The following is a 22,956-nucleotide window of genomic DNA, read 5'->3' on the forward strand; positions in this document are numbered from 1 at the left end:
CTTTGTGATAATCTTAGTACTGAAATCAGTCTATATTTATTTATATTTCCAGTTCAATACTCATTCACCATAATTCTTTAACTGTTTATTCCTTTAGATTGGAAATGCTAAGATACTAATTTAACACCACGTTCCATAGATCCCTTAAATCACGTCTTTGCATTTATCCCTCAGGATCAATTCAGCTAGTTGACCACGTGAATCATGTGTGTGCAAGTACGTAAAGAGCGCATATTTCTATTATTTTATCTTTATCGAATCTATCATTCGCTGAATCGCTGGAAGATAAGTGGGATAACTTGCCGTGGGGGATCCATAAGTAATGAAGAATGTCTTATTTCCAATCAATGAGATTTCTTGCATCAGTTGAAATTTGGCTCCCTGTGGTGAAATAGTGGTATAAACAAATCTAGTTGCAGGCTTGCCAGCCAAATTAGTCTGAGTCGAGGACAAAAGTTGGAGCAATTTTCCTGACTGTCTTAGGTGATCAATGTATGCATTAACCAATGTGGGCAGAGTCGCATTTTTTGCAGAAATATGATTAATAGCGAAGATATTCAAGGATCCTAGTATACTTGGAGTTCTAAAGACGACTATTAGGAAAGCAGAGTTGTTGTGAGACAACTCTGTCCTTGACCAATTAGATGGATATTGCATTGTAATTCCGAAGACTGAGTTAGAATAAGTTTGGAAAGCATATGTTGGGACCTTTGAAAGAGGATTGTTGGCTGCAGCTTGAGCAAGTGGTGAGTGAAAAGTGAAGGAGCTCAACAACAACGGTGAAATCAAGCTTATAAAAACAAGTTTAGATAGAGATCTCACAAATGGTTTCATGTACTTAATAGGGAGAAAGGGCTTGGTAATATAAAGATAAAATGGCAGGCGGTTCGAGTTGGGAATCAATCTCTCATTAAGGCTTGATGTAAAGATCAAAATCATCCAATGTCTTTGTCTATCGCAGCTAAACCAAACGGACAAAAATGATGCCATAGGCCTAAATACTCATGAATCAAGCCATGACTACCAGCTAATAAATTCAGTAAACATACAGATCCCAAAAAAATGGATGGATCGGGGTACAGTATGATTCAAAATTATTTACTTGGGGATACTGCCTTTGCTCCGCCAATAGAACCCCCAGAGGAACCTACCACTGGTCCACTAGAATTTTTCGCTGCTGATGTAGTAGCATTGGTCATACCCTTATTTTTAACCGGGGTCGCATTGCCAGAAGCAGTATTGTTGCTTTGTCCTTTAGCTCGTTCTCCGATCGCAATTGAAGCATATACAAGAGCGACCAACAGTGTTGCAACGACTATAGCAATCGTGATTTGTTTACGCATATGATTTAAACTCACAAATTTCTATATAAAAGTTATAAAGCTATCTTGTAGCCACGTCCAAAATCATCAAGGAAATCAGATTCTCATCCAAATTGTGTGCGATCACGGGTGTACTGAAACCGTGAATCATATGTATTGCACCTACTGGGTCACCTATGCCAAGATCAGTTATTATTTGTGCTGACGGGTGTAATTTGCCGCATGCAATAAGAAATCACGCTGCGAAGCTAACTAATAACCTGCTATAAGAATTAAATCAAGCCACTAGCTAAATATAGAATGCTGATCAGACAGCAAAGGATAAGAATCACTTTATTCCTTATCATAGAAATAGCTGCCGATGTTGGCTTGTAAATATGATTATAATAATATTAAGACGGACTCTTGAAATTATTATCTATCAGGCGAAGATTGTATAACTCTAAGCATGAATGCAAGTCTAATATCGTTTACTATACTATATTATAACACATATGCCTGCGAGAAAACAGACTGGGACAGATACTCCGTCCACAACAAATAATGAACTGACGCAGAATGGGGGACTTAGAAAAGGGAATCAAATAGCAGGTACCTACAATGAATTGAAACAGTTCGAAGGGAAGAAGTATATGGGAATGAAAGTAGGAGGAACTCACAAATGGTATTACGATAAAGGGGAGTGGAAAGAGAAAAAGATAGCTCCTGACAAATGGGAATTTGATTATGCAGTCACGAAAAGGAGGGCTGGACATGCTCCAGAAGGCTCTGGTGTTCCTGTTGGAACAGAATATCATTGGTACATTCTTGCTCATCAGAGTGTCAAAAAACTGGACGCGAACAACTATTCTACATCAATGACTGGACTAAAGTACAAACTAGGACACAAGCGAGCTGATCAAGACCACTGGAGCTCCACGGATAGGGCTCAAAGAAAAAAGCTTGTGCAGATTTTGAAAGGCCTTGCTTTTCAGGTTGAAGTAGAGATCTAGTCGTAAGAGGAATGATAAATTACTTGTCACCTGGTGATTGTTCGGTATCTATAACCACGTTTAAGGCCATTTGATGGCACCACCTATAAAGATACGAGCACTCGAATATGCTGACTTGCTAGCATTTTATTCCACATGGTGACACTCAGAGAATAAATAGCCTTTGAGAACTGTATTTCAGCTAATCTTCCGCACATTTTCTTTCTGCTTATCAAAGGTGTTAAGTAAGTGATATCTGGACAGCCAGCTTTAACTAAGCGGACTACTAAAAACGTAGCTTCTGATTAGTCTCTAATCCTCGCTATTGATCACATTTAGAACATGGCCTGTTCCGTTTCTGTGTTCAATGGCAATCTCTTTGTCAGGAAAATTTACTTTGCATTCATTGCAATGATATATTTGATCCATTTAAATGAGAATACGCAGCATCTATTAAAAAACTTTCGACATTAAAGATTTCCCACACGAGGATCTTTATCAGAAAAATTCCAAAAATCAGTCATTTATCTCACATAATAGTTGCACAAGGAGCGATGATATCAATTACGTAACACTAGACCATTTTCGAAGAAATTATCAATCTTGTTTTGTAGAGTCTGATATTAAAATGCCATAGATGGATGGATATAACCTTTTTTCGCGAATCAAAGAAATCACGCATGCGATAAGGGTTTTCTTCATGACTGCATTTAACTTCGAACAAGAGGAAATTGAAATGAAAGAATTCTTTCGCATCTAATAATAAATGAATTTATAAAAAACTAGTTTCATTTGTACCTTGTAAGCGAATACCTCGATGGAAATAATAGTAATGCCTTCACCTAGAATCCTCAGTTATTTCTACTAGTAGTGGAATTGTGTGAACACATACTACGCCATGTCTCCGACTACGTAAGACCTATTAGAACGTTTATATAACCACGGCGGGTCGTGCAGGAGTTTTGATAGTGTATTAAAGAATCATGCCTGGTCTAAGATAATCCTCGAAGATTAACCGTCGAACGCGGATATTAGTGGAATCAGAAGGAGTAACCCAATTAGAATTCCAATGATTCTTGAGATATTATCCCTAATGATTGGAGGCATATGAACGCAGGCTAAGATTAGGTGACCAAAAAGTTTCACAGGATGGTCTGAAAGATTCTTTCGATTATGGCTTTGGCTGGCATTTAATACCATTCGATACCATAATATATCGGCTTTAACACCTTAAAGTTATGTCTAATAAAAGAGAGACAGACAAACCTCAGTACGAAGATTATAAAAGACAAGAAATAAGATCAGAAATATCACGTCACCAAGAAGCAGTACTTAAAGGTATCGATGAAACAAAGGAAAAAATAAGACGAGCTATTGACGAATCTAGACGCGAGATACCTCGAAATGCCCAGGCGTTTACTGATTATCAAGAACAAGCTCTGCGTGCATCAGGTGAGCTTGCAGAGACCTACCTTGGAACACAAAGAGAAATTATCCAAAGATTTCAGGAAGGATTTTTACCCCACGTAGAAAATGCATATGAAGCTTGGAATAATTGGACCTCACCTAGACGGGCTGCTGAAGTTTATTCGAAAACGGTGAGTAACATTGCAGACAATATCATAACCTCAACTAAGGTGGCGAATAATACAATGTTTGCAAATATTGACGCTTGCAAGGCAATCATTCAGCGAAGAACAGATGATCTAAAGGAACTTTCCAGAATACCAGTCAACGTAGCGAAAACATTCGAAGAATCTTCGACCAGATAAGCCGGATACTATATTCCAAGGGAAGTTTCTCTTCCCTGAATTTTTTAATAGCCAAGAGTATTATTAGGATTTCATATCGTGTTGAGCAAGCAGTGCTCGTTGATACTTATTAATGGAATCCTAGGATAAATAAGAATAGGTAAGTTGTGAATTAATAATTCGGAATCTTCGGGAGGCTTTTGGTGCCATGAGGAAGGGGCTTAATTCTGATAACATCGTTACCCGATGTGTGCGTAGTTGCACCTATGATCTAGTTATTAAGGAGCAATATTTCGTGAAGGATGTCATTCACACTCTTTTTCCCTAGACTTAATGATGAAATTATCATCATGAAATTTAAAATGAGAATTTGTAATGCATCAAAATCTAACACTATCGATGCTCGTGATAATTCGTAACCGTACTTTAGTCGTCTCAGTTGGCAGATAAATTTCGCTTGGTCTATTGGCTGCTTCTAATGTTTAAGGGTTTTCACAGTGTTTAAATATACGCCTACAAGTTGTTGCTTTGTGAGAAAAAAATATTCAACAGGCTCAAGTTGCGAATGCGTATGTCATAAAAGGGCAGGCACTGCTCCATATTGTGGTTACTGCTCTAGTTCCCATGCAAGGAATTCTAGAAGAACTTAGCTCTACTACTAGTCGATTGCGAGGCGAATTGTTTCATCCACTCAAAAGAGTAAATCGGTGAGATGTCGGTCTGAAGCGATTTTCACTTTCCGAGCAGATCGTAATGGTTCGCGGATCTATTTTAATGAAAATCAGAGACTTTGACCTGGGTTATCCTTTATTGGCACGTGGGTCTCTGTATGACTAAGGTTGGCTGAAAAATAGCAGTATATTAATTTTAATCTTGCTATTCCCCCTTGGATCCGTATGTTGCGTCGATTGCTGAATCTATCAGCATCAATATATACTCGTACGGTGTCAAATCCTTGTCATGCTCTGTTCTATACCTTTTGCAAAGTTCTAATAAGTTATCGTACCTCTCTGTGCCTATCAAATCTCTCAGGTCCTTTTTTTCTTTGACAATTTGTTGTTTTTTCTCAGCATCCAAGCGTTTTGGATAGGGGTGCTTGGGTATATATGTCTAAGAGCAATCATTCGATCGATGGAATTATCTAGAAAAATACGACGGTTAATGCTCAATTCTGCTGTTCGCTGTATACACGTAGTTGGTAGACAGCCATTTTACCAGTTGGCAAATTTTGTCGAAAGAATACGAATTGAGTTAATAATATAGCCAAAGCTTCTGGACACCTTGCCATAACGAAATAGTGTACCTCGTGACACAAATCATACCCTAAAGTGAAAGTAGAATATTGCAAAATAGCCTTTCGATATCTAGTTATTATGAACCAATGGTCTTCGATTATATCCATCAAAATCAAAGGCTCAAGTTACGTCTAGAGTGCTTGAGTCTTCCTTGGTTTTACCATATCTTCCGTAGTAGACTAGTTCATCGAGTGGTAGGCGATTCTTGCGTGGGGCAACCAACTTTCTTGCAGGATATCCAAAGCCCAGGATTGCAGATGTATTTAGATCGTGTGGGATTGCAAAATCATTTCGAAGCCTTTCCACTTGATATCCAGTGAATAGTCCTGATGCTACCTCGCGCGACCAGGCAGCAAGCTGCATGCATTGTATTACTCTTCCGGCATCAATTAAATGAAAATTATAATTCGGGTTTGTCAACACTATGATGGCAAAATTTGCTCCTGCCACCCATTTTCCGCTGGTGCTGTCCTCAGCTAGCTTACCAAGATCATCCTTGCCTTCTACAAGTATGAACCGCCAATGTTGTGTGTTAAGACCAGTTCCAGTCAATCTGGCTGCCTCTAATATTTCTAGCTTTATTTCAGGAGGGACCACACGCATATCGAAGTTTCTTGCCTCGAATTTCGTTCTAATACACTCAAAAGTATCCATCTATCTTCAATTTTCAGTCATCGATCTTTATAAGTTTGTACAGTTTGTACAGACTCCTTTCTTCCATGTTCTCTGTTACCTATACCCTTATTACCAAAAAAACGTGAAGTAATATACCGAGTTTTGTTGCTAGGAAATTGTGTATCAAAAGATCAATCACAAAAAGTGACATTACTCTTAACACCACGCTCGGAACCTACGTAGCAACTCCAAGCCTTGGCCGAGCGTTATTCGATAGGGTGAGATCTTATTTATCTAATTTTATTGATATTTAGCTATACTATGAAGTAAAATCCAGTAACCTTTTAGAACGATGAAACATTCAAAAAAAAAAGAAACGGACTCATTAATACTGTATAATACCTGCTGTTCTAAGTTAATCCAATCGAGAGTCAATCACCGATGGCACAGATGAATCATATCTTGACTAATTTCAAAGGGATCGCAATACTTGTTGGCTATTGCGTCGAATTAAACCCAGTCTCGTTCAATGCTCGCTAAATTCATGTTATTGGGTCTAGCCAATTTAAATTAGTATAAAACATTCTTAATTCACTATGTTCACTGCTCCTGGGATTTCAAGGTTCATCTAGGATATTCAAATCAAAGTTGGATTGATTTTGTACAGTGATAATTAAAGTATGATTTTCCTATTCAGACATATTCTTGATACTTCTAATCATTTTAGAATGAGATAGTTATATTTTTATAATCTATTACTATCATTTGAACCTAGAAATGCCGGCTGAATATGATACCAAGAATGCGTCCGCTTCTCACTGCGAAATTTGTCTTTGGTCTTTTAGAACCGACTCAGAATTGAATTTCCATAACTATTTGGAGCACTTAATAATGCATTAAATCCTTCTTGTTAACACTTCCGTGAAATATGAATATAGCCTTCATCAGGTTCGTGAACTCAATAAACGGAGATCCCCTTCTACCTAGGGAGAAGCAGAATATAGCGGTGTTTTTTCTCGACCAGCCTTGGGCCCCATCGTTGCATGGTTCAGGTCAGTTATGCAGCGAGGTACAGCGATAAATTACAGGGCCGGCAGTAGAAACTTTAAAGTTAGGACCGGCATCTAATCTACAGATGTCAGAAATCTGGCAGAAACAAGGCAATCTCGATCTATATACAGAGAAAAAGCGAATTCTGTCAAAGGGTAGAGATAGGCTATGAAAGTCAAACCTCTCGAGTGTCATTTGTGTGGAAATCATGTGGCATGGTACAGCCCGGAAGACAAAACTCCAAGAATTTATTGCAATTTTTGTTTCAGAGATCAAAAAATGGAAATAGCACTAGGATCTGAGTAACCTCATGCGACGTGTATGTTGAAGCCACCTATAAGCCAGAATCAATTTTGTTGGACTTGAGCTATTAGGCAAGGTTTGAATTAAGTATGAAGTATTCTTATCAATATTCATCTGAATCAAAGAAATCAAACATAATTTTCATCCATTTAAACTACTGGAGGGGGGCATGAGAGGGACCAAATGGAAGTCCAGAACGTTTCCAGCTCTTTGTCTATGATTTGCGTAGATATTAGGGCGAACCATACTTCAACGGTGTTTGAGTTCATACTATTGCCCTTGTTCAAGGCAATGCAAAGAAGTTGATTACCAAGAAAACCATCGTTCTAGCCAAACATCTGGTATCTATTATCTATTGTTTACGGGACAATTCATAAAAAATTTGAAGGAGGTATAGGCCGATAGTACATTAAGTCAATTGTTTGTCACCCTTCGGAATTGGCCGTCTTGTACTGTTACTACCCCGGTTTGAATTTGTGGCTTATTCCCTAAGGGCTTTTCGACTGCTTGATTACTCAAACGTATAGCCTCATCAAGGTTCATATCAGCACTATATCCTCTTTGGATGATTTCTAGTGCAAGTTCGGAATATTGACCTATTGCAAATCCTGATCCTCTGAAGAATGTTCCGCTTGGATCGACTTGATACAGCTGAATCCCTGTTTGATCCTTCCCCGATATAATGATCGAAGCTGCCTGTGGCCTGACAGCATATATAGTGTAGTTGTGAAGATATGCACTCAAATGTTTTGCTAATGAGTTTATATCTATAGGGCCTTCATATGTAAGTCGATATTTCTGAGCTGCGAGCTGCATTTCGTCAATTAGTTGCAATATATCCCCTATGTACCCTGACCCCGTGGCACCGATGTGACTGTCAATGGTGAAGATCTTGTCAGCCGGTTCTGCCAATGGCTTGGTGGGCTTAATATGACTGGTTATTACAGCAAAGTTTGGTGTTTTGATTCCGATAGTTGTTGAACCTCTATTCACTGCTTCCAGAGCGCTATCCACAAGAACTAGTCGTCCTTCAGGTCCGTAGTAGTAAGGATACCTCGAGCCGCCGTAGCTTGAGGCACCAGATCCACTTTCTGCCATGCTCAGTTCGACCTCCTCTTCTTTTCCTCTGTAATCATTACCAAATTAGGGATCACCAGTACGTCAATTCCGTTTCCTGAGCCTGGGTCCCGTTCCATCGCAGCTGCCACAGCCTTTGTCGCAATGTTCTTTGCTTGCTCGTTAGTGATATCCTTGCTGTAAACACTCTCAAGTACACCGTATGCGATTGGAGAGCCTGATCCAGAGGATGCAAAATCTTCTTCAGTTAGAGCTCCACTCATATCGGCTGCTAAAATGTGACCTCCTTCTGCATCGACGCCGGCTACAAGTAATTCCACAAAGTATGGTTGATAATTCTTGAGACCAGCATATGCCAAGTTTGCGATCAGCCTTGCGGATTCTCTCACGGTCAATGGGAATCCTCTTCTGATCTCTATCAGCCTCCTTTCGGCTTTTGCTACCTTGATCATATATTCAGCATCAGACAATTGACCTGCGATGGCTACAGCCAGAGTATCATCTATTTTGGCGATTTTTTGTGTGATTTTTGAGCCTATGAAGAAGCCCTTACTGGCTCTCTTATCGGAGCCAAGCACTACTCCCTCGTTGGTTTTTATACCCACTATTGTGGTCATTTTCAGTCCATTACTCCAACTATTTATACGCACATGGAGGATTAATTGACTAGTATTTGAAAATGTCAGTCACGGGATCCTATGGTTAGTATGGCACTGTAGGAAGAAGAGAAAGTTCAGTATATGTGATTCAATACTGCTCATTCCTTTCACGGATTGAATGGGGCTAATTAGGCCTTTTCTTCCATTCCTAGCTTTGTTAACATTGAGCCACATGAGAAGCCAAAAATCGTGTTTCGGGATTGGTTTTACGCAGTATACATTGTTGTACTATTTTAAATAAAAATATTAATAAAAACAACTTTTAGTGGACAGCTTATTCATGATACTCTAGCCATGAAAAGACATTCGTACAAAACCAAGATTGAGCAACCCCAGCAGTCAATAGGTATTTTTATCAACCTGCAGAGTCAGATAACCGAATTCCAAAGCTAATTTACGATCCGAGTATCCATATTTGAATTACCGTTTACTAACACTAAAGATCCCAATACCGAAGAATGTAAGCATTACTAAAAAGACAAGGTGAGAAAATTCAACGTCAACGATTGGAATGACCAAATCTTGAATGTTTGAGGTAATATGGACTAAATATATCACTTCAATCATTGAAAGTGACAAAAACCCAAATGTCATGAACAACAATCTCCTCTTTCGATTTCTTGAATACGCAAGAATTGAAACCACTCCTAAAAAAATAGCGATTATCACGCTAGCTATGTGCAATAGGAGATGATAGATAATGGCAGTGTTTGTAATATTCGGAATTATGACAGGAGCAAAGAAAACAGCCAAGACTATGGACGTGATCACAAGAAGCAGTTTTGGCTTGCTAGAGAATATACTATGAAATGGTCCTTTTATAATCTCCATATCACTTTTTCAGCAAAGCAAAGAAGCATTCAGATGTGACTTGCTCTGTGTATTTGCTGGCAGGGCTATGTTTAAGTTAAAATTAACAAAAATGATAAATGTCGTACTTTCAGCATCCGAAGAGATCAAAAAGTCTAACTGGTACATCGTTCTCTCCTCACTAGAAACGTCAGGTTGTCACTCGCCGATTTGGTCATGGGGGTTCTAAACCAAAGCATACGAATTATCAATGGTAAATCGCTTCTTTAAAGTTCCTCGATCATTTGAGAGTAGCTTGTTACGGTTGCATCTATAAAACTCTCTCTGTACTTATCGAGCACTTCAGAAACCAGTTCGGCATTTTCAATATAATAAAGCTGGTATTCAGTATTTCTAACCGAAATTATCCCGGCCTCTCGGAGTCTCTTTAAATACCATGAGACAGTTGATGAAGCCTTTCCGGAATGTTCGACAAGCTCATTAAAGGTGCACAAGTTATGGCCAATAATGAATTTGATAATCTGTCTTGATACGTTATTTTTTAACTGACGTAAAATGTCAGACTCTCGTCTAGGGATATTTGTCGAATAGTATCTAGTTGTCCTGTTTTCTCTCTGTCTATCAACCCTAATCTGAAAGGATTTTTCCAGTATGTTTAAATGATGAGCTAGGACTCCGTTGCACAATCCCGTAAGCCGTAGAAGCTCTCGATATCTGATACCTGGCATAGAATTTATCGTTACAAGTAGCATCTCTCTGGGATCCACGCACTCACCAATATTGGCACTATGATGGTCATGAACCAATTATCGGTTCACCTTAAGAACGCCAATGCCAAACATGGTAAGCATTCCTAAAAGAATTACGTGGGAAAGTTCTATATTAACTATAGGAATTAGAATGGCCTCAATATTTACAGTTGAGTAGAATAAGTACAGAAACTCGACAAGCACTAAAATGGCAAATCCAGCCATCATGAAGAATAGCCTAGCCCCACCATCCCTTCTATATGCGATGACAGAAATACAGGTCAGAAAAACTGCAATAATTACACTTGCAATATGGAGAATGATATGGTAGATTAGACCCGTATGATTGATGTGGGGTATAATCACAGGAATAGCAAGGATAGAGATAATAGCCAGAGTGATGACTGCAAGCAATTTCGGACTGGTCATCGTTGAACCTCGCAGAGGTATTCTCCCAGTCTGCATTTACAATTTAAAAAGTGCCTACCGAGTATTTATGCCAACTGGTGCATTAATCAAACATGTGACTAAACTTATCAAACGACAGTCAACGTTACTTTATAAGAACGGCAACTGAAGGTCAAGAATAGCTATTGGTGTATGACATATTTTGGTTAACCGTGGGCCTCTTCAAGCTTACTGTTCCTTGTATAATGGCAAAAGAGCTTTTCATCACATCAGCTAACAGCAGGTATTTTGAAAATTTACTTGTTGATGCTGCATAATCCAGGAAGTAGCCTTGAGTTCCATTTACTATGGTACCAAACTCCATTATCTCTCTTAAGCCATACTGTGGGTGCTTATAGGTCCAAGCTATTTCATATGCTGGATGTCCGGCAAGTGTAATATTCGCTTGGTCTGGATGCTTTATCAATATAAGCTTAAACTCTGGAAAGGATCGCGAATTCTTTTTTGACTCGATTGATTTGTTAAGATACTGCTCGATGGTAAAGTGGGGTTGTTTGAATTGTTTGGAGAGATTACTATTTACACCTATATAAAAAAATGGTAGTCCATAGATTGCATTTGGCAAATAAAATGAGGCAATCACCCGCGGATGAAGATAAGTCAATAAAGAAGGAAGAGAGTAATTACTATCAATTCTAATTATCCAAGTTAGCGGATAATCAACCCTAATGCCGTACGGCCCATTGACATACTGCTTCAATGCCTCGCTCCGTGTACCGTTGCTTTTTGAATGCAAATTGCCAAGAGCTAGAAGGTGTGTTACCTGTTCCTCCAATGCATTTAGATAGGAAACTGTTACGTTTCGTACTGCAGAAGTGGAATTTAATGTCAGCAGTTTAATTGTATCTCCAAGTAAAAACAAGACGCCGTTGGTACCGCCGGGGATTTTGTCCGCCTCACCACTTTTAGCTAGTTTTAGTAAAACATCATAACCGGTGTGAAGTTGTGAGATACTGTAAACATTAGAATTGTTTTGAAAGCCTTGAACTGCTCTATCTGTCAGAAGCTTTAATGTACCTAAGTCGCTGTTCACCGGTATTGGTTGTGAATACAAAGCTCCGGGCAAATGCGGTAAAATTTGTGGGGCATATAATATAATTGCTATAATTAAAGATAATGATACGATGGAGTTATTCACATTTATTTGAAGGTGTAAAGGATATGTATTGTTTACTAGAATTGATTCGATGACAAAGCAACCATAATCTGCATATAATAGGCCAAAGCCAATTCTATTTTATCTTTGATGTGTGTACGGTTGTTCTGATTGATCCCAATTTTCGAAAGTTCCTACCAATAGATCAGTGTGTTTGAATTCTGAAAATCGGATTGAAATTCGTTATCGAAAAACTTGATACAGTTGCTGATGGAATATTATATTAGCTTCTGGCTGTATGCGTTATGGTAGTGAAATAATCTATTTAGATCAGTCAATACAGGGCATCAAGTATGAAGCCTCGAAAATTTGGAAAGACAAGTGAAGACGAATTTCAATCTGTGTCAGAATAGTTTACAGTATCATCTCAGAAGACTAGGTACCGATCATCCTCCAGATATTATAATTGGGACCTAAGCTAGGGAACTCGACTTTGAAGAGTGATATCTGATTTGGAGTTGAAGAATACTTAGGGACTATTGTAGTACTCTAGGTCAGACAGCAGGCGAATTCATAGAATAACAGACCTGAGCCGATACTGGCACTTCTAAGCAGGCGTCTACAAAGCACCTACATTTGAATCCAAATTCTTAATAAATAATTGACTGTTCTAAGCTGTGTTGTCGAGCTTTGAAATGCTGAAAGCGGACACTGATATAAAGAAACAATTGTTAGAAACTGAGGTGATCTTGCTTCAAGTGAAACAATCTAGAATAGGACCTGGTGGTTCAATGTTTACTCCAGTCTCAATTTATGTAACCAATATGAGAGTAATCTATAGAAAGCCAATTTGGGCAGGTTTGAAATCTGAAATTATTGTCGTCAATTATCAGGATATAGCTGATATAAGATTGAAACGAGGTGTTGTACATACTGATATTTCTTTAAAGACTCGTTTCCATACTGATCAATTGTTGGTCAGAGGAGCAAATAACAACCTTTCAGAACGTGCCAATGCCCTTGTACAACAAGGTATTAGGCAAGAGCATGTGGGCCAAGGCAAGCATCATGACTTCGATTCTCTTGGATCGGTTGATACGATAAGTCAACAGAAAGTAGACCCGACGCTTGAGCAAATAGATAAACTTGCAAAATTAGCCGATCTAAAGCAAAAAGGGGTACTAACAGAAGAAGAATTCCATAGATTGAAAGACAAATTACTCGGGAACGATGTAAAATAGTGCTCTAGTCGTTTTTCACTTTATGTGCTAAGTACGAATTTGCCTTTAAAGTGTAGAATTAAATAGGTTATTTAACATGTTTGTATCATCGCTAGGGTTGATGCAAAATAAAAGGTAGTACTATCTCTAAAAAAGATCCAAATAAGAATAAACTGTTAAGATGCATTAGAGATAGGCCAGGTATCAGATATCGAGAGCTGCTTGTTGCAACTGGATTTCCACATGGGGTTTTAGCTTACCATCTGAAGATACTCGAGGAATCCAAGCGCGTTATGGTGAGCAGATTTCAAAAAAAAACAACGAGGTACTACCCCTTGAATATTTCATCTAAGGAATCACGAATCATAGATTTCGTCAGACGTCCAACTGCTGGAAATATTATTATTCTATTAATAAAAAAAAATCATTGTACATTTTCTGAGCTTCAGGAATCTGTAGGAAAAAGATACTCGACTGTATTATGGCATGTTTCACGTTTATTAGAATCGGGAATAATATCAAGTACCAATAGATCTGCCACAAGATTAAACGAAATCTATCAGCTCAAAAGTAGGTCGCTTGTAATTAAAACTCTGAGGAAGATTAAGTCTGATAAGTAATCCCTGTATTATCAAATAGCGTGTTTCTACAGGAATGAACCTCAAGCAAGTTCTTTTCACTTCGATTTGAAAATTTGTTACCCAGCTGAGCATCACTGATAGCTAGCTTTCCTAGAGAAAGAGATCTTAGATTGTGACCCAATAATTCTGAGAATGTAATCAGAAACATTCTTTACAAGCTGTTCTGATTATTCAGCTCATAATGAGGATATGTTCCGTAGGGTATGCACCCATGAGTTCACTGAGGCTACAAACATCCCGGACTTTTCGTCTCTATTCAATGGGAGTCTCTGGATTAATTTCATCTTTTTGAACCCAAACAGTCGCAAAGACTCGTCAAAAAATTGGACATTTTGAATTTTAACCTTTCGAAGCTCAGTTTCACCAATAATTATCGAAATCCTCTAGGAAACATTTCTGCATTTCGGAAAAGTATAGTTCTACTCCGCTAGCTGCTCTCCCGTCAATTGTGGCAAGTCTTTGTCTTGACAATAATCTCTCAGTTGGTTATTAGGTATAGAATTTTCAATAATGCCTGATAATAGTTCTTCGCCTAAGACACATAGTAATTTCTAGCTTTGTTTTGTTCCAAAGATATGATATCTCTTTTTTGAGATTTGGGTCTATTGCTGTTATTTTTGCCTTATTTATTAACACAGCAACCGGGTTTATACCACTGCCATTTGACCTTCTCCGTTTGCAAAGGACTCAACTAGGTAGTAACAGAGCCCACAAAGGGGTCACAAACGAGATCTTGCATTTCACAGTTTTATCGTAATAATCTGGACACCAATTTAGGTATGAATTTGGCGGGGGTATCTGTGATAGCTATGAGCGATATATGGGGTGTGTCATCTATCGATTCCTTCAAATGACCTGGATTCATCTACACTGCCTGGAAAGCCCTGCCCTTCCATTGACAACTGGGGGAGTTTAACTGCCAGTGAAATAAGAGCATAGTTGCCACTAATGTTTTTTTTGGTGCTCCGCAAAGTATGAACCTGACAATCGTGATGAAAAGATTGAATTCATTATCAATTATCAAACTAGCAGTTTCGCGAGAATCAAATCATGATATCGCAAGGCATAGACAAAGCTATCGTCTAAACTAATTTCTTTTAGAGGCCTGGGTTATTTTGGCATTGGATTTCCTAATTACTTGCTCACTGCGCTTCAAGTCTGTAATCACTTTGGCGTAAAATAAAGCACAAACTACAATTCCTACAGCAACGGAAGGCCCTACCACTTCAGCATAACTTACCGGCAACGATGGAAGAGTTACCTTGTTAGCATTATTAGCATTAGCGTTACTGCTTGCTGATTGCCCGCTAGACAAACCCGAGAGTGTAGGTTTAACTGTAATTGTGATTTGTCCTAGCGCAGTAGCTCGTTGTTCAGCCATCCAAATATTTCCATTAGGGTCTGATGTGATCCACTGGACAAATGGTGATGAATTAGGAATATTTACTTCAGTATGTTCTCCTGTAGAGGGATCTATTACAGCTATTTTATTAATGACATGTTCTGCCACCCATAGATTACGATTATTATCTAGTACCATCCCAAATGGCAAGCCTGCTGGATTGAGAGGCGGCAGCTTACTGAAGGTCTTGAAGATCGGATTAAATATTGTAACCGTGTGACCGTCATGTTCAGATATGTAAATGTTACCTGTGTAAGGATCTGCAAGAAGAGCCGTAGGACTTTTAAGAGTAGAGTTAGCACCAGCTGTTGGAGCATATTCAGTAACCCGATAGTTCTTTGTAGGGTCAATATTTGCCAATTTGCCTGTTCCTGATTCTGCAACCCAAATCTGACCTGATTGATCTGTAATAATTCCAAGTGGAGTGGCACTTTGACTTGGAAGTTTGATTGGGGCAGCAAAGGTTTTTTGATCTACGTTGAATCTCAAGATTTCATTGGCAGTAGCGGAAGAAACCCAAACATTTTTTGAACTAGGATCTATCGCTATGCCTGAGGGTACTCCATTACCAGGTATTTTGAATAGTTGTGTAGAGCCAGTAGAGGGATAAAAGTGACCTAAATTCTTGTTTAAAGGGTCAATAAACCAAATATTGTTATTTGCAGGATCCAACGCCATTAATGTAACAATGTTAACTCCAGATATCTTGTGCTCAGTGTATGCATGTGTATTTAGATTGAACTCAAAAAGTCTGCTACTATTTAAATTACTATCCCCTGTCCAGACCACGTTCCTACTTTTATCGTACAGAGCAAAAAGGGGTTGAGCATTATTTGCGGGCATCTTATAGTCTTTGACGTTAAATGAAAAACCACTTAATTTTGGTTTGACGAATAAAGAATACTCTGTAACTATGTCAGGAGTGTTAGCCTTTGAGGGGGTCGCTTCAACCTGTAGGTCCCACGGTCCTGCGAGTCCGAATGCAGCATTAACGGAAAATACTCCCTTTGAGACTTTGTTCATGTCTACTGTGATAGGCCCAATTCCCTTTTCGGTCTGGGTATATCTCAGTTGTACAGACTTTATGTCAATGGGGTTTCCATTAAAATCAGAATAAGCTACCTGAAATTTATTGTTGCCTGGTGCATAAGGATTAATCGAAATACCGACTTTCTGGCTATTTTCAATATAGCTTGTTGTAGTATAGCCTTGCTGTTGCGTAGCTGCAACGCCGTTTGCAAAGTTCAGTCCTGGAGTACTCTGTTGCTGCTGTTGTTGGACCTGTTGTATCTGAGTTTGAAACTGACTTGCGGGTTGCCCGGTATTGACCATAACTGCTACTGCAGCTAATAATGCAATTCCCACAAATGCTTCTGCTTTAGTACTCTTTCCAAATTTTGAGACAAGTTTGTCGACGGTGTTAACAACAAGACGATTACTGCCATTCATGCCTGCGTTCGCAGATCCTCCTCCAGCAGTAGGCGCCAGAGCTACTACTTTGAGGCTATCTCTGTGAATAATAGATTGATTGTATCCTCCAATCCCTATCATAATAGCTGCTAGAACTAGCTTTGCTATCAATGCCTCTCCGTATAATGATGAAAGTGTCAATGCAAGGTCAGGCTCTATAAGATAAAGTAGGAACGGCCCGGTGATTACGATAACTCCTAGAATTATTATAGGAATTGTTGAAAACCTCGGTATAAATAACGATAACAAAGATGCCTTGATATAGTCAGTTGCTTGCGACTGCTTGATGATGGGAACTAGGACAAAGGCCAAATAGATTATACCTCCAATCCACAACGAAGCTGCTATATTATGAATAAAATCCATTAGCATGGGTGTCTCTGGTGGGTTTAATGATGCGCCATGACCAATAAGGGTAGTAGTGAATAAGGCTATGAGTCCTACACCTAGTAATCCATAGATAATGGGCTTCTGCATACCGGCTTTCTTTTGCCGGTTACTCCGAAGCAAAATAACAGACAGGCCTAGTAGAACAAATGATGTGGCTAGCCTGAAAGTCCAAACTGCGCCAAACTTTGTTGCAATAGCATCTCCTATTCCTACGCCAAGAGCATTGGCTTCAGCATAGATCATTCCAAAATCTGATGCAACGAGTATGGCACCGCCGATCACCATTAGAACTGCGATTCTTCTGTCAATCTTTTTGCGTACTTCACTTATTGCATCCTCAAATAAATGCATCTTAGAAACTGGCTTCCAAAGCCATAATGTTGCAAAAGCTCCTCCTACGATAATAACCTGACCTACAAGTGTTGGAAACCTAGCAACTGCCTCTGGAATATACAAAAGAGAAGAGAGAGAACCACTCGTAGTTGGGGTCCCGCTTGGGACAGCAGCATGACCTACTCCGAATACGAAAGCATCTTCGGTTACATGGCCATCCGTTTCATCTAGCATCTTTGTTGAAACGGTGTACACACCATCTTTAAGTCCAGCTGGAAGTGAGACACTTAGAGATGTATGATCACCATTGACATAGTGAGTATCTTTTTTATCAATTTGTTTTCCAGTGGAATCGACAACCTTTACTGAGCTGTAGCGAATATCAACAGGATCGCTTAAGTGGACGGTTACTTGAGATGATCCTTTGGGTAAGGATTGAGACGGGGATGGATCACTCCCTATTACGAACGCATGCGCATAAGCATGGGGTATAGCTGAAACCATCAAAGAAGAAAGACAAATTGAGACTGTAATAATTACACTAGGTAGATAGCGACGACGAAGATTACTTCTGTAACTAGATCGTCTTGGCAACTGGACTCAGATACTTATGATGCACATAATATAAGATTCTTTCTAATTTACTAGAGCAAGTATCGAACAATCTGTAAACCCAGTATTCACTAAAGTTCCATTTGTTTATTTATAATTCGTCTTTGGTATAACTAGTGTTAATTTAAACTAAACAAAAACTGTGTTATTTCGAATGTTACACCATAAATGTTAATAGGCAGAATAGTACACTGTCAGAGGAGGAGAATTCATTCATATGTGTCACATGAAAACTAGCTCATCTTTAACAGCCGTTATTTGTTTCTTGATTCTATTATTTTTGCTTTCTTATAACATCTTTGTCAAAGAGGCTTCGGCTCACATAATAAAACATTTTGGAAATATACAGATCCAGGTAGGTTGGGATACTGAACCACCTTTTACCGGGCAACTGAATAATGCATTAGTTGGGGTTAACCAGACAAGTGGGAAAACTCAGACACCAATAATCAATGCCTTGGCCAATATGAACATACAATTAAAGTACGGTAGTGTTACTAAAACACTTGATTTCTTACCGTCACCTACACAGGACGGAGTGTATTTAGGCCAACTGATTCCAACTAGAGTTGGATCCTATTATCTAGTCCTTAATGGAACTATACAAGGGCAGAAGATTAACTCTCAAATACCTCTTGATCTTGTAGACAGTAGCCAGAAGCTAGCATTCCCGGATACAGGTGGTTCAAGTGTGGGTATAGCACCTGTCGGAAGTAGTACAGCCACTACTGCTAGCAACAATATTGGACCACAGCTGCAAGGAATAGTCAGCCAGCTTGCAAATCAGATCAATTCTGCCAAAACTGTAATAGGCTCTCTTGCGAAGAGCAATGCAGATACACTCAATTCAATCCAGGATGTAAAGAATGCTGCAGACCGATCATATATGATTGCCATGGTGGGTATTGGAGCAGGAATTGCAGGAATAGTTATCGCAGCCTACTCTATCTCTCGCAGACGTATGATAGAGGTCTAGTACTACAAAAAGCACAACTATTCCTAGTTGCAGCAACTCTATTTGCAGTCACCAAAGTTAAGTTCAGGCATGATCAGCTGTTAACATTTGCCATTACTAGAGTACTCATTGGCATTCTAATGTTGCATTTTATATTGATCTGCAGCAGAAGCATGGAGATATTCCCAAGAACTTCGAAATTTGCACCAGAAAATATTTTAGGTTAATCATAGTGATTCTACTACCATGGAAAGACCAGAAAGAAAGATAGATCGGATCGTTTTGAGAACAATAATAGCTTCACTAATAATAGGCTTAGTTTCTTCAACGATTATATCACCATACAGGCAGGCAGCTTACGCACACACATTTACTGGAGACGAGAGCGCATCGTTTATGTCTCTTATCAAACTACTGCAAGCAGAGGCAGATTTAGTTCAGACAAACCTTGCAAACATAACACTGGCACAAGATCATGCTAAGGCTGTGGTAGACGAAATTAATGGTAATCATACATTTGGCGTTCTTCCCGATGAGGTATCGGAGAACAACAAAAGAGTCGCAGCTGATGTGATTCACGCAGGAGAAGCATTACAGACAGCAGTAAAGTCTGCTCCATTGAACCCGACTGGCGTGAAGGCTAAACTCGATAATCTGAATTCTACTCTCCAGGAGGCAGTTGCAGTGAGACTCCCGCAAGATGCTCCTAAAAATTTCACCATTAACCTAATAGGCACAAAGGACCTAGTCAATGAGACCCTTAGGCAATATGGTTATTCACACGGAATCGCAAATTCCCATGAGGCAAATGCATTAATTACCAGTATCGTGAATATGTCTGCTTATCAAACCGCAAAGTCCCTGACCTCACAGGCGCAAGATATGTTCACCCAAGCGAAGTCATTAGTCCCTTCGAATGCTACTTCAACCACAAAAACTGCAATGACTAATATCGCTAGCGATCTGTCTCAGTTAAAGAATTTGGTGGACGGGAAGAGCCCTTACGAAAAGGTTGCTACACTGGTTCAGAAGACTGTCTATCCAGATATCGACAAATCAATCGGCATGAAGTGACAACGAAACGCTTTACGATCAAGCGCTTCTCCCGGGTTTTTTTTACTCCCAAGGATCATCTGGTTGTTTACATTTAGCAAATCTTGCGTGCGGCTATGTGTGATTCATGCTAGGCTTCGGATCTTGAAATACCTACAGATAGTCTGAATGATCTAATCTAAAATTTAGTATCTACCGTAGTATATGGCATGATAAATTCTTTCTGTTGTCCGCAATTATCAAATGAAACCGCTGCGATGGGTAAGTCCCTGTTACGTGCACTTTAGAGATGGTTAAATACGATATAGTACAAAACCTATTGTCCATCTAAATATCCAGATACAAGATCTATCTCAATTGCTACCCGTAGGAGCATAAATCAATGGGTAGACCAGAAGAAGTTATGTGTGATTATTTACATAGATGGGACCAAGATTAGATATGTCTAAACGTTATGTTTATGTGCGGGTAAGCTGAATTTATAACGTTGTTGCTTCCTTCTCCTAACACAAGAGTAAATTACGGAAAAAGACATCGCACAGTATTGGTTTATGGTTCATTATTTACCATCGCTCTGATGCTAGTTTCTCCAATAGAATCCTACCTGCTAACCCAAAAAGCATATGCAGATGGATTGAGCGTAGAAAATCTTCCACCTGCTTCAGTGGGAAACCGTCAGCTGTCTCTGTATCTTAAGGTAAATCCACCCATATTGACGACCACTAATGGGAAGAGTGCATACATGCAGTTTAGATTGTTCGATGCAGTTACCAACCAGACAATACAGCATGTTACCTATTTGATAACTGTGACTAGAGGGACAGGTTCATCAACAACGCAAAGGCCATTACTAGTTGATTTCTTTCATGCACACAATGGACTTTTAACTTTACATGTTGAGCCACAACCAGGTACTCTTACTGTTTATGGACAACAAGATCCCTTTTTGCAATCATGGGTAGCTGATCCTGGTGGTAATATACTCATAAGAGGTCCGCTGCTTTTGCAAGGCGGCCTATATCACTTTCATGTTGAAATTTTTACCATCGATAACGATCGAACATTATTTGTCCCACAGCAAGCGCCAAAATTTGACGCCTACCTTAGTGTAGGCTCTGTTTATGATATGAACGAGTTATATCAAAATCACAAATACAACACAACCCTGATATCTTACTATAACCAGCTAAATAATCTAAAATACGATCCATCTAGACCAATGTTCACATGGTCTATGCCATTTGATTATAATATTACTCGTATCAAGGCACAACCAATATTTGTTCATGAAGAGATGAGGCTTCCAAAAGCATGGAAAGGTTTTGGCGATTTGACTCAATTTAATGCAACAGTAAACGGTATGCCCTTATCTGGTCGTTCACTTGCCATAGATCCATTTTCATTTCCTAATGACACGGTTGTGCATTATCTTGTAAATAAAAACGATATTATAAGAATCGCTAATGCATTCAATGCCAACCACACAAATGCTAGTAGCAAAAGTACTGCTTCTGCTGCTGCAAACACTTCACGTTCTAATTCCGAGACTGCATCTTCCTTCGATCCTCCATCCAAATCTGTTAACACTACAGCAGCAATGAATTTCGCATTAACACCCTTTACTGGAGTGGCTCGAGTGTCAACATCCTCGGATATACCTACAAATACAGGCAGTATTCATGCAGCTCTTTCGTGGTCGCCTAATCCGCTTGTACCAAATACAGCATCTAAAGTAAATATTACCTTCTATGATCCTACAGGTACTGCGCCATTAACTGGAATGAACGTAAAATACAATTTGATAATATATAACCAGAATAATCAGCCAATAATAACCAAGAATAATCTAATAGCAAAGGGTGCTACTGATACGCAGTCAATAACATTTCCAGCAGCACAAACCTATCATATGCAAGTACAAATAACACAACTAGTCAAGCCAGGACAGACCCCTGATTTGACACGCAATGGCGTAGCAACTGGATATGTAGTAGTTCCAGAGTTTCCAAGCTACCTCACTGTAAGTCTTGTAATGGCTGCAATGATTGGAGCCGTTGTCTTTATGCAGTCAAGGAAAAAATTATTTTATGCAAGGGATACTTCGTGAAAGTTTAGACCACATAAATTGTTTATGAAGAAAAGGAATAGCAATGACATAGAATAACAATCCGCAAATCCCTCTAATTTCTTCACATGAAAATATCCATTAGTATCAAACATATACAGAAACACTACTTGAGAATTAAGCGTTTGAAGATGATGTGAGTTAGAGAAGGCTCTTGAGTACCATTAGTGCGATATCTCACACCCATGGGATTTATGTTGACTAAAACCATAAAGTTTGACTAGCCTCCAAAAAAGGAATGGACATAGATCACTAAAATGAATGAAACTGAATGGAGTGAGTTACTCCTATTATTCCAAAAAATTGTCTCTTGAGTCGCTACCAAGCCACTATAAATTTAACTTGACAGTATTCTAATTGGCCCCGTTGACTTCACATTTTGCAAAGCAATACCTACTCGCTTGCCTCTAAGGAATAGATGGAAGGTCCTTTTGGTGCAGGACTTTATTCAAAAGCGAAAGGTCATATATTCCTGTCAGATTTGGCGGTGTTCTCAGAAAGCCAATTTTTAGTGCATCTTGCGCAGAAGTAAGGAGAGAGCTTTCGATAGGATCGTACGTAAAATTAATCCTAGACCATGCTTGTTTCA

General features: G+C 39.1%; 18 protein-coding genes and 1 pseudogene. 7 read left to right on the top strand and 12 right to left on the bottom strand.

Annotated features, from left to right (window positions below; translation table 11 throughout):
* Nucleotides 1–240: 240 nt before the first annotated feature.
* Together DYY65_RS06800 and DYY65_RS06805 are read right to left on the bottom strand one after the other, a co-directional pair.
* The gene (locus DYY65_RS06800; RefSeq protein WP_162477224.1) at nucleotides 241–771 is read right to left on the bottom strand and encodes a PsbP-related protein; all 531 of its coding nucleotides are present in this window, start codon (nucleotides 769–771) and stop codon (nucleotides 241–243) included.
* A gap of 323 nt (nucleotides 772–1,094) precedes the next feature.
* Nucleotides 1,095–1,343 carry a hypothetical protein gene (locus tag DYY65_RS06805; RefSeq protein WP_162477225.1) on the bottom strand — a complete coding sequence of 83 codons (249 nt, stop codon included), beginning with the start codon at nucleotides 1,341–1,343 and terminating at the stop codon, nucleotides 1,095–1,097.
* A gap of 473 nt (nucleotides 1,344–1,816) precedes the next feature.
* Here DYY65_RS06805 and DYY65_RS06810 point away from each other — a divergent pair, with 473 nt between their 5' ends.
* Nucleotides 1,817–2,314 carry a hypothetical protein gene (locus tag DYY65_RS06810; RefSeq protein WP_162477226.1) on the top strand — a complete coding sequence of 166 codons (498 nt, stop codon included), beginning with the start codon at nucleotides 1,817–1,819 and terminating at the stop codon, nucleotides 2,312–2,314.
* Between the two features lie 1,217 nt (nucleotides 2,315–3,531).
* Nucleotides 3,532–4,065, top strand: a complete 534-nt coding sequence (locus tag DYY65_RS06815) for a hypothetical protein (protein WP_162477227.1) — start codon at nucleotides 3,532–3,534, stop codon at nucleotides 4,063–4,065.
* An 855-nt stretch (nucleotides 4,066–4,920) separates the two neighbouring features.
* Here DYY65_RS06815 and DYY65_RS06820 read toward each other — a convergent pair.
* The 8 genes from DYY65_RS06820 to DYY65_RS06855 form a co-directional block, all read right to left on the bottom strand.
* Nucleotides 4,921–5,121, bottom strand: a complete 201-nt coding sequence (locus tag DYY65_RS06820) for a hypothetical protein (protein ID WP_162477228.1) — start codon at nucleotides 5,119–5,121, stop codon at nucleotides 4,921–4,923.
* A 338-nt stretch (nucleotides 5,122–5,459) separates the two neighbouring features.
* Complete coding sequence (locus DYY65_RS06825) at nucleotides 5,460–5,993, bottom strand: nitroreductase family protein (RefSeq protein ID WP_162477229.1); 534 nt, start codon at nucleotides 5,991–5,993, stop codon at nucleotides 5,460–5,462.
* 1,728 nt (nucleotides 5,994–7,721) lie between these two features.
* A complete protein-coding gene (locus tag DYY65_RS06830; protein ID WP_162477230.1) occupies nucleotides 7,722–8,405 on the bottom strand; it encodes a hypothetical protein in 684 nt (227 codons plus the stop codon).
* Nucleotides 8,406–8,407: 2 nt separating this feature from the next.
* Complete coding sequence (locus tag DYY65_RS06835) at nucleotides 8,408–9,001, bottom strand: proteasome subunit beta (protein WP_162477231.1); 594 nt, start codon at nucleotides 8,999–9,001, stop codon at nucleotides 8,408–8,410.
* 462 nt (nucleotides 9,002–9,463) lie between these two features.
* Nucleotides 9,464–9,874: a hypothetical protein gene (locus tag DYY65_RS06840; RefSeq protein ID WP_162477232.1), complete on the bottom strand. Its 411-nt coding sequence runs from the start codon at nucleotides 9,872–9,874 to the stop codon at nucleotides 9,464–9,466.
* A 245-nt stretch (nucleotides 9,875–10,119) separates the two neighbouring features.
* Nucleotides 10,120–10,659, bottom strand: coding sequence for a winged helix-turn-helix transcriptional regulator (locus tag DYY65_RS06845; protein WP_162477233.1), 540 nt, complete (start codon nucleotides 10,657–10,659; stop codon nucleotides 10,120–10,122).
* Complete coding sequence (locus DYY65_RS06850) at nucleotides 10,660–11,067, bottom strand: hypothetical protein (protein WP_162477234.1); 408 nt, start codon at nucleotides 11,065–11,067, stop codon at nucleotides 10,660–10,662. It lies immediately after the preceding gene.
* A gap of 115 nt (nucleotides 11,068–11,182) precedes the next feature.
* Nucleotides 11,183–12,103, bottom strand: a complete 921-nt coding sequence (locus DYY65_RS06855) for a hypothetical protein (RefSeq protein ID WP_162477235.1) — start codon at nucleotides 12,101–12,103, stop codon at nucleotides 11,183–11,185.
* Between the two features lie 743 nt (nucleotides 12,104–12,846).
* On the opposite strand from DYY65_RS06855, the gene DYY65_RS06860 reads away from it, so the two are divergent.
* Entirely contained in the window at nucleotides 12,847–13,407 is a 561-nt protein-coding gene (locus tag DYY65_RS06860) for an SHOCT domain-containing protein (protein WP_162477236.1), read from the top strand.
* A 272-nt stretch (nucleotides 13,408–13,679) separates the two neighbouring features.
* On the top strand, nucleotides 13,680–14,006 hold the full coding sequence (locus DYY65_RS12995) for a winged helix-turn-helix transcriptional regulator (protein ID WP_162477237.1): 327 nt from the start codon (nucleotides 13,680–13,682) through the stop codon (nucleotides 14,004–14,006).
* A gap of 1,108 nt (nucleotides 14,007–15,114) precedes the next feature.
* Here the strand turns inward: DYY65_RS12995 and DYY65_RS06870 are convergent.
* Complete coding sequence (locus DYY65_RS06870) at nucleotides 15,115–18,126, bottom strand: copper resistance protein CopC (RefSeq protein WP_162477238.1); 3,012 nt, start codon at nucleotides 18,124–18,126, stop codon at nucleotides 15,115–15,117.
* A 325-nt stretch (nucleotides 18,127–18,451) separates the two neighbouring features.
* Between DYY65_RS06870 and DYY65_RS06875 the strand changes: the two genes are divergently transcribed.
* The 3 genes from DYY65_RS06875 to DYY65_RS06885 all read left to right on the top strand — a co-directional run bounded on the left by DYY65_RS06875 (nucleotide 18,452) and on the right by DYY65_RS06885 (nucleotide 22,349).
* On the top strand, nucleotides 18,452–19,210 hold the full coding sequence (locus DYY65_RS06875) for a hypothetical protein (protein WP_162477239.1): 759 nt from the start codon (nucleotides 18,452–18,454) through the stop codon (nucleotides 19,208–19,210).
* Between the two features lie 225 nt (nucleotides 19,211–19,435).
* On the top strand, nucleotides 19,436–20,263 hold the full coding sequence (locus tag DYY65_RS06880) for a hypothetical protein (RefSeq protein WP_162477240.1): 828 nt from the start codon (nucleotides 19,436–19,438) through the stop codon (nucleotides 20,261–20,263).
* 466 nt (nucleotides 20,264–20,729) lie between these two features.
* Nucleotides 20,730–22,349, top strand: a complete 1,620-nt coding sequence (locus DYY65_RS06885; protein ID WP_162477241.1) for a hypothetical protein — start codon at nucleotides 20,730–20,732, stop codon at nucleotides 22,347–22,349.
* Nucleotides 22,350–22,774: 425 nt separating this feature from the next.
* On the opposite strand, the pseudogene DYY65_RS12470 reads toward DYY65_RS06885, so the two are convergent.
* A pseudogene (locus tag DYY65_RS12470) lies at nucleotides 22,775–22,956 on the bottom strand (sulfate ABC transporter substrate-binding protein); the annotation flags it as partial.

Origin of the sequence: Nitrososphaera sp. AFS (assembly GCF_009898475.1) — an archaeon.
GTDB lineage: Archaea > Thermoproteota > Nitrososphaeria > Nitrososphaerales > Nitrososphaeraceae > Nitrosopolaris.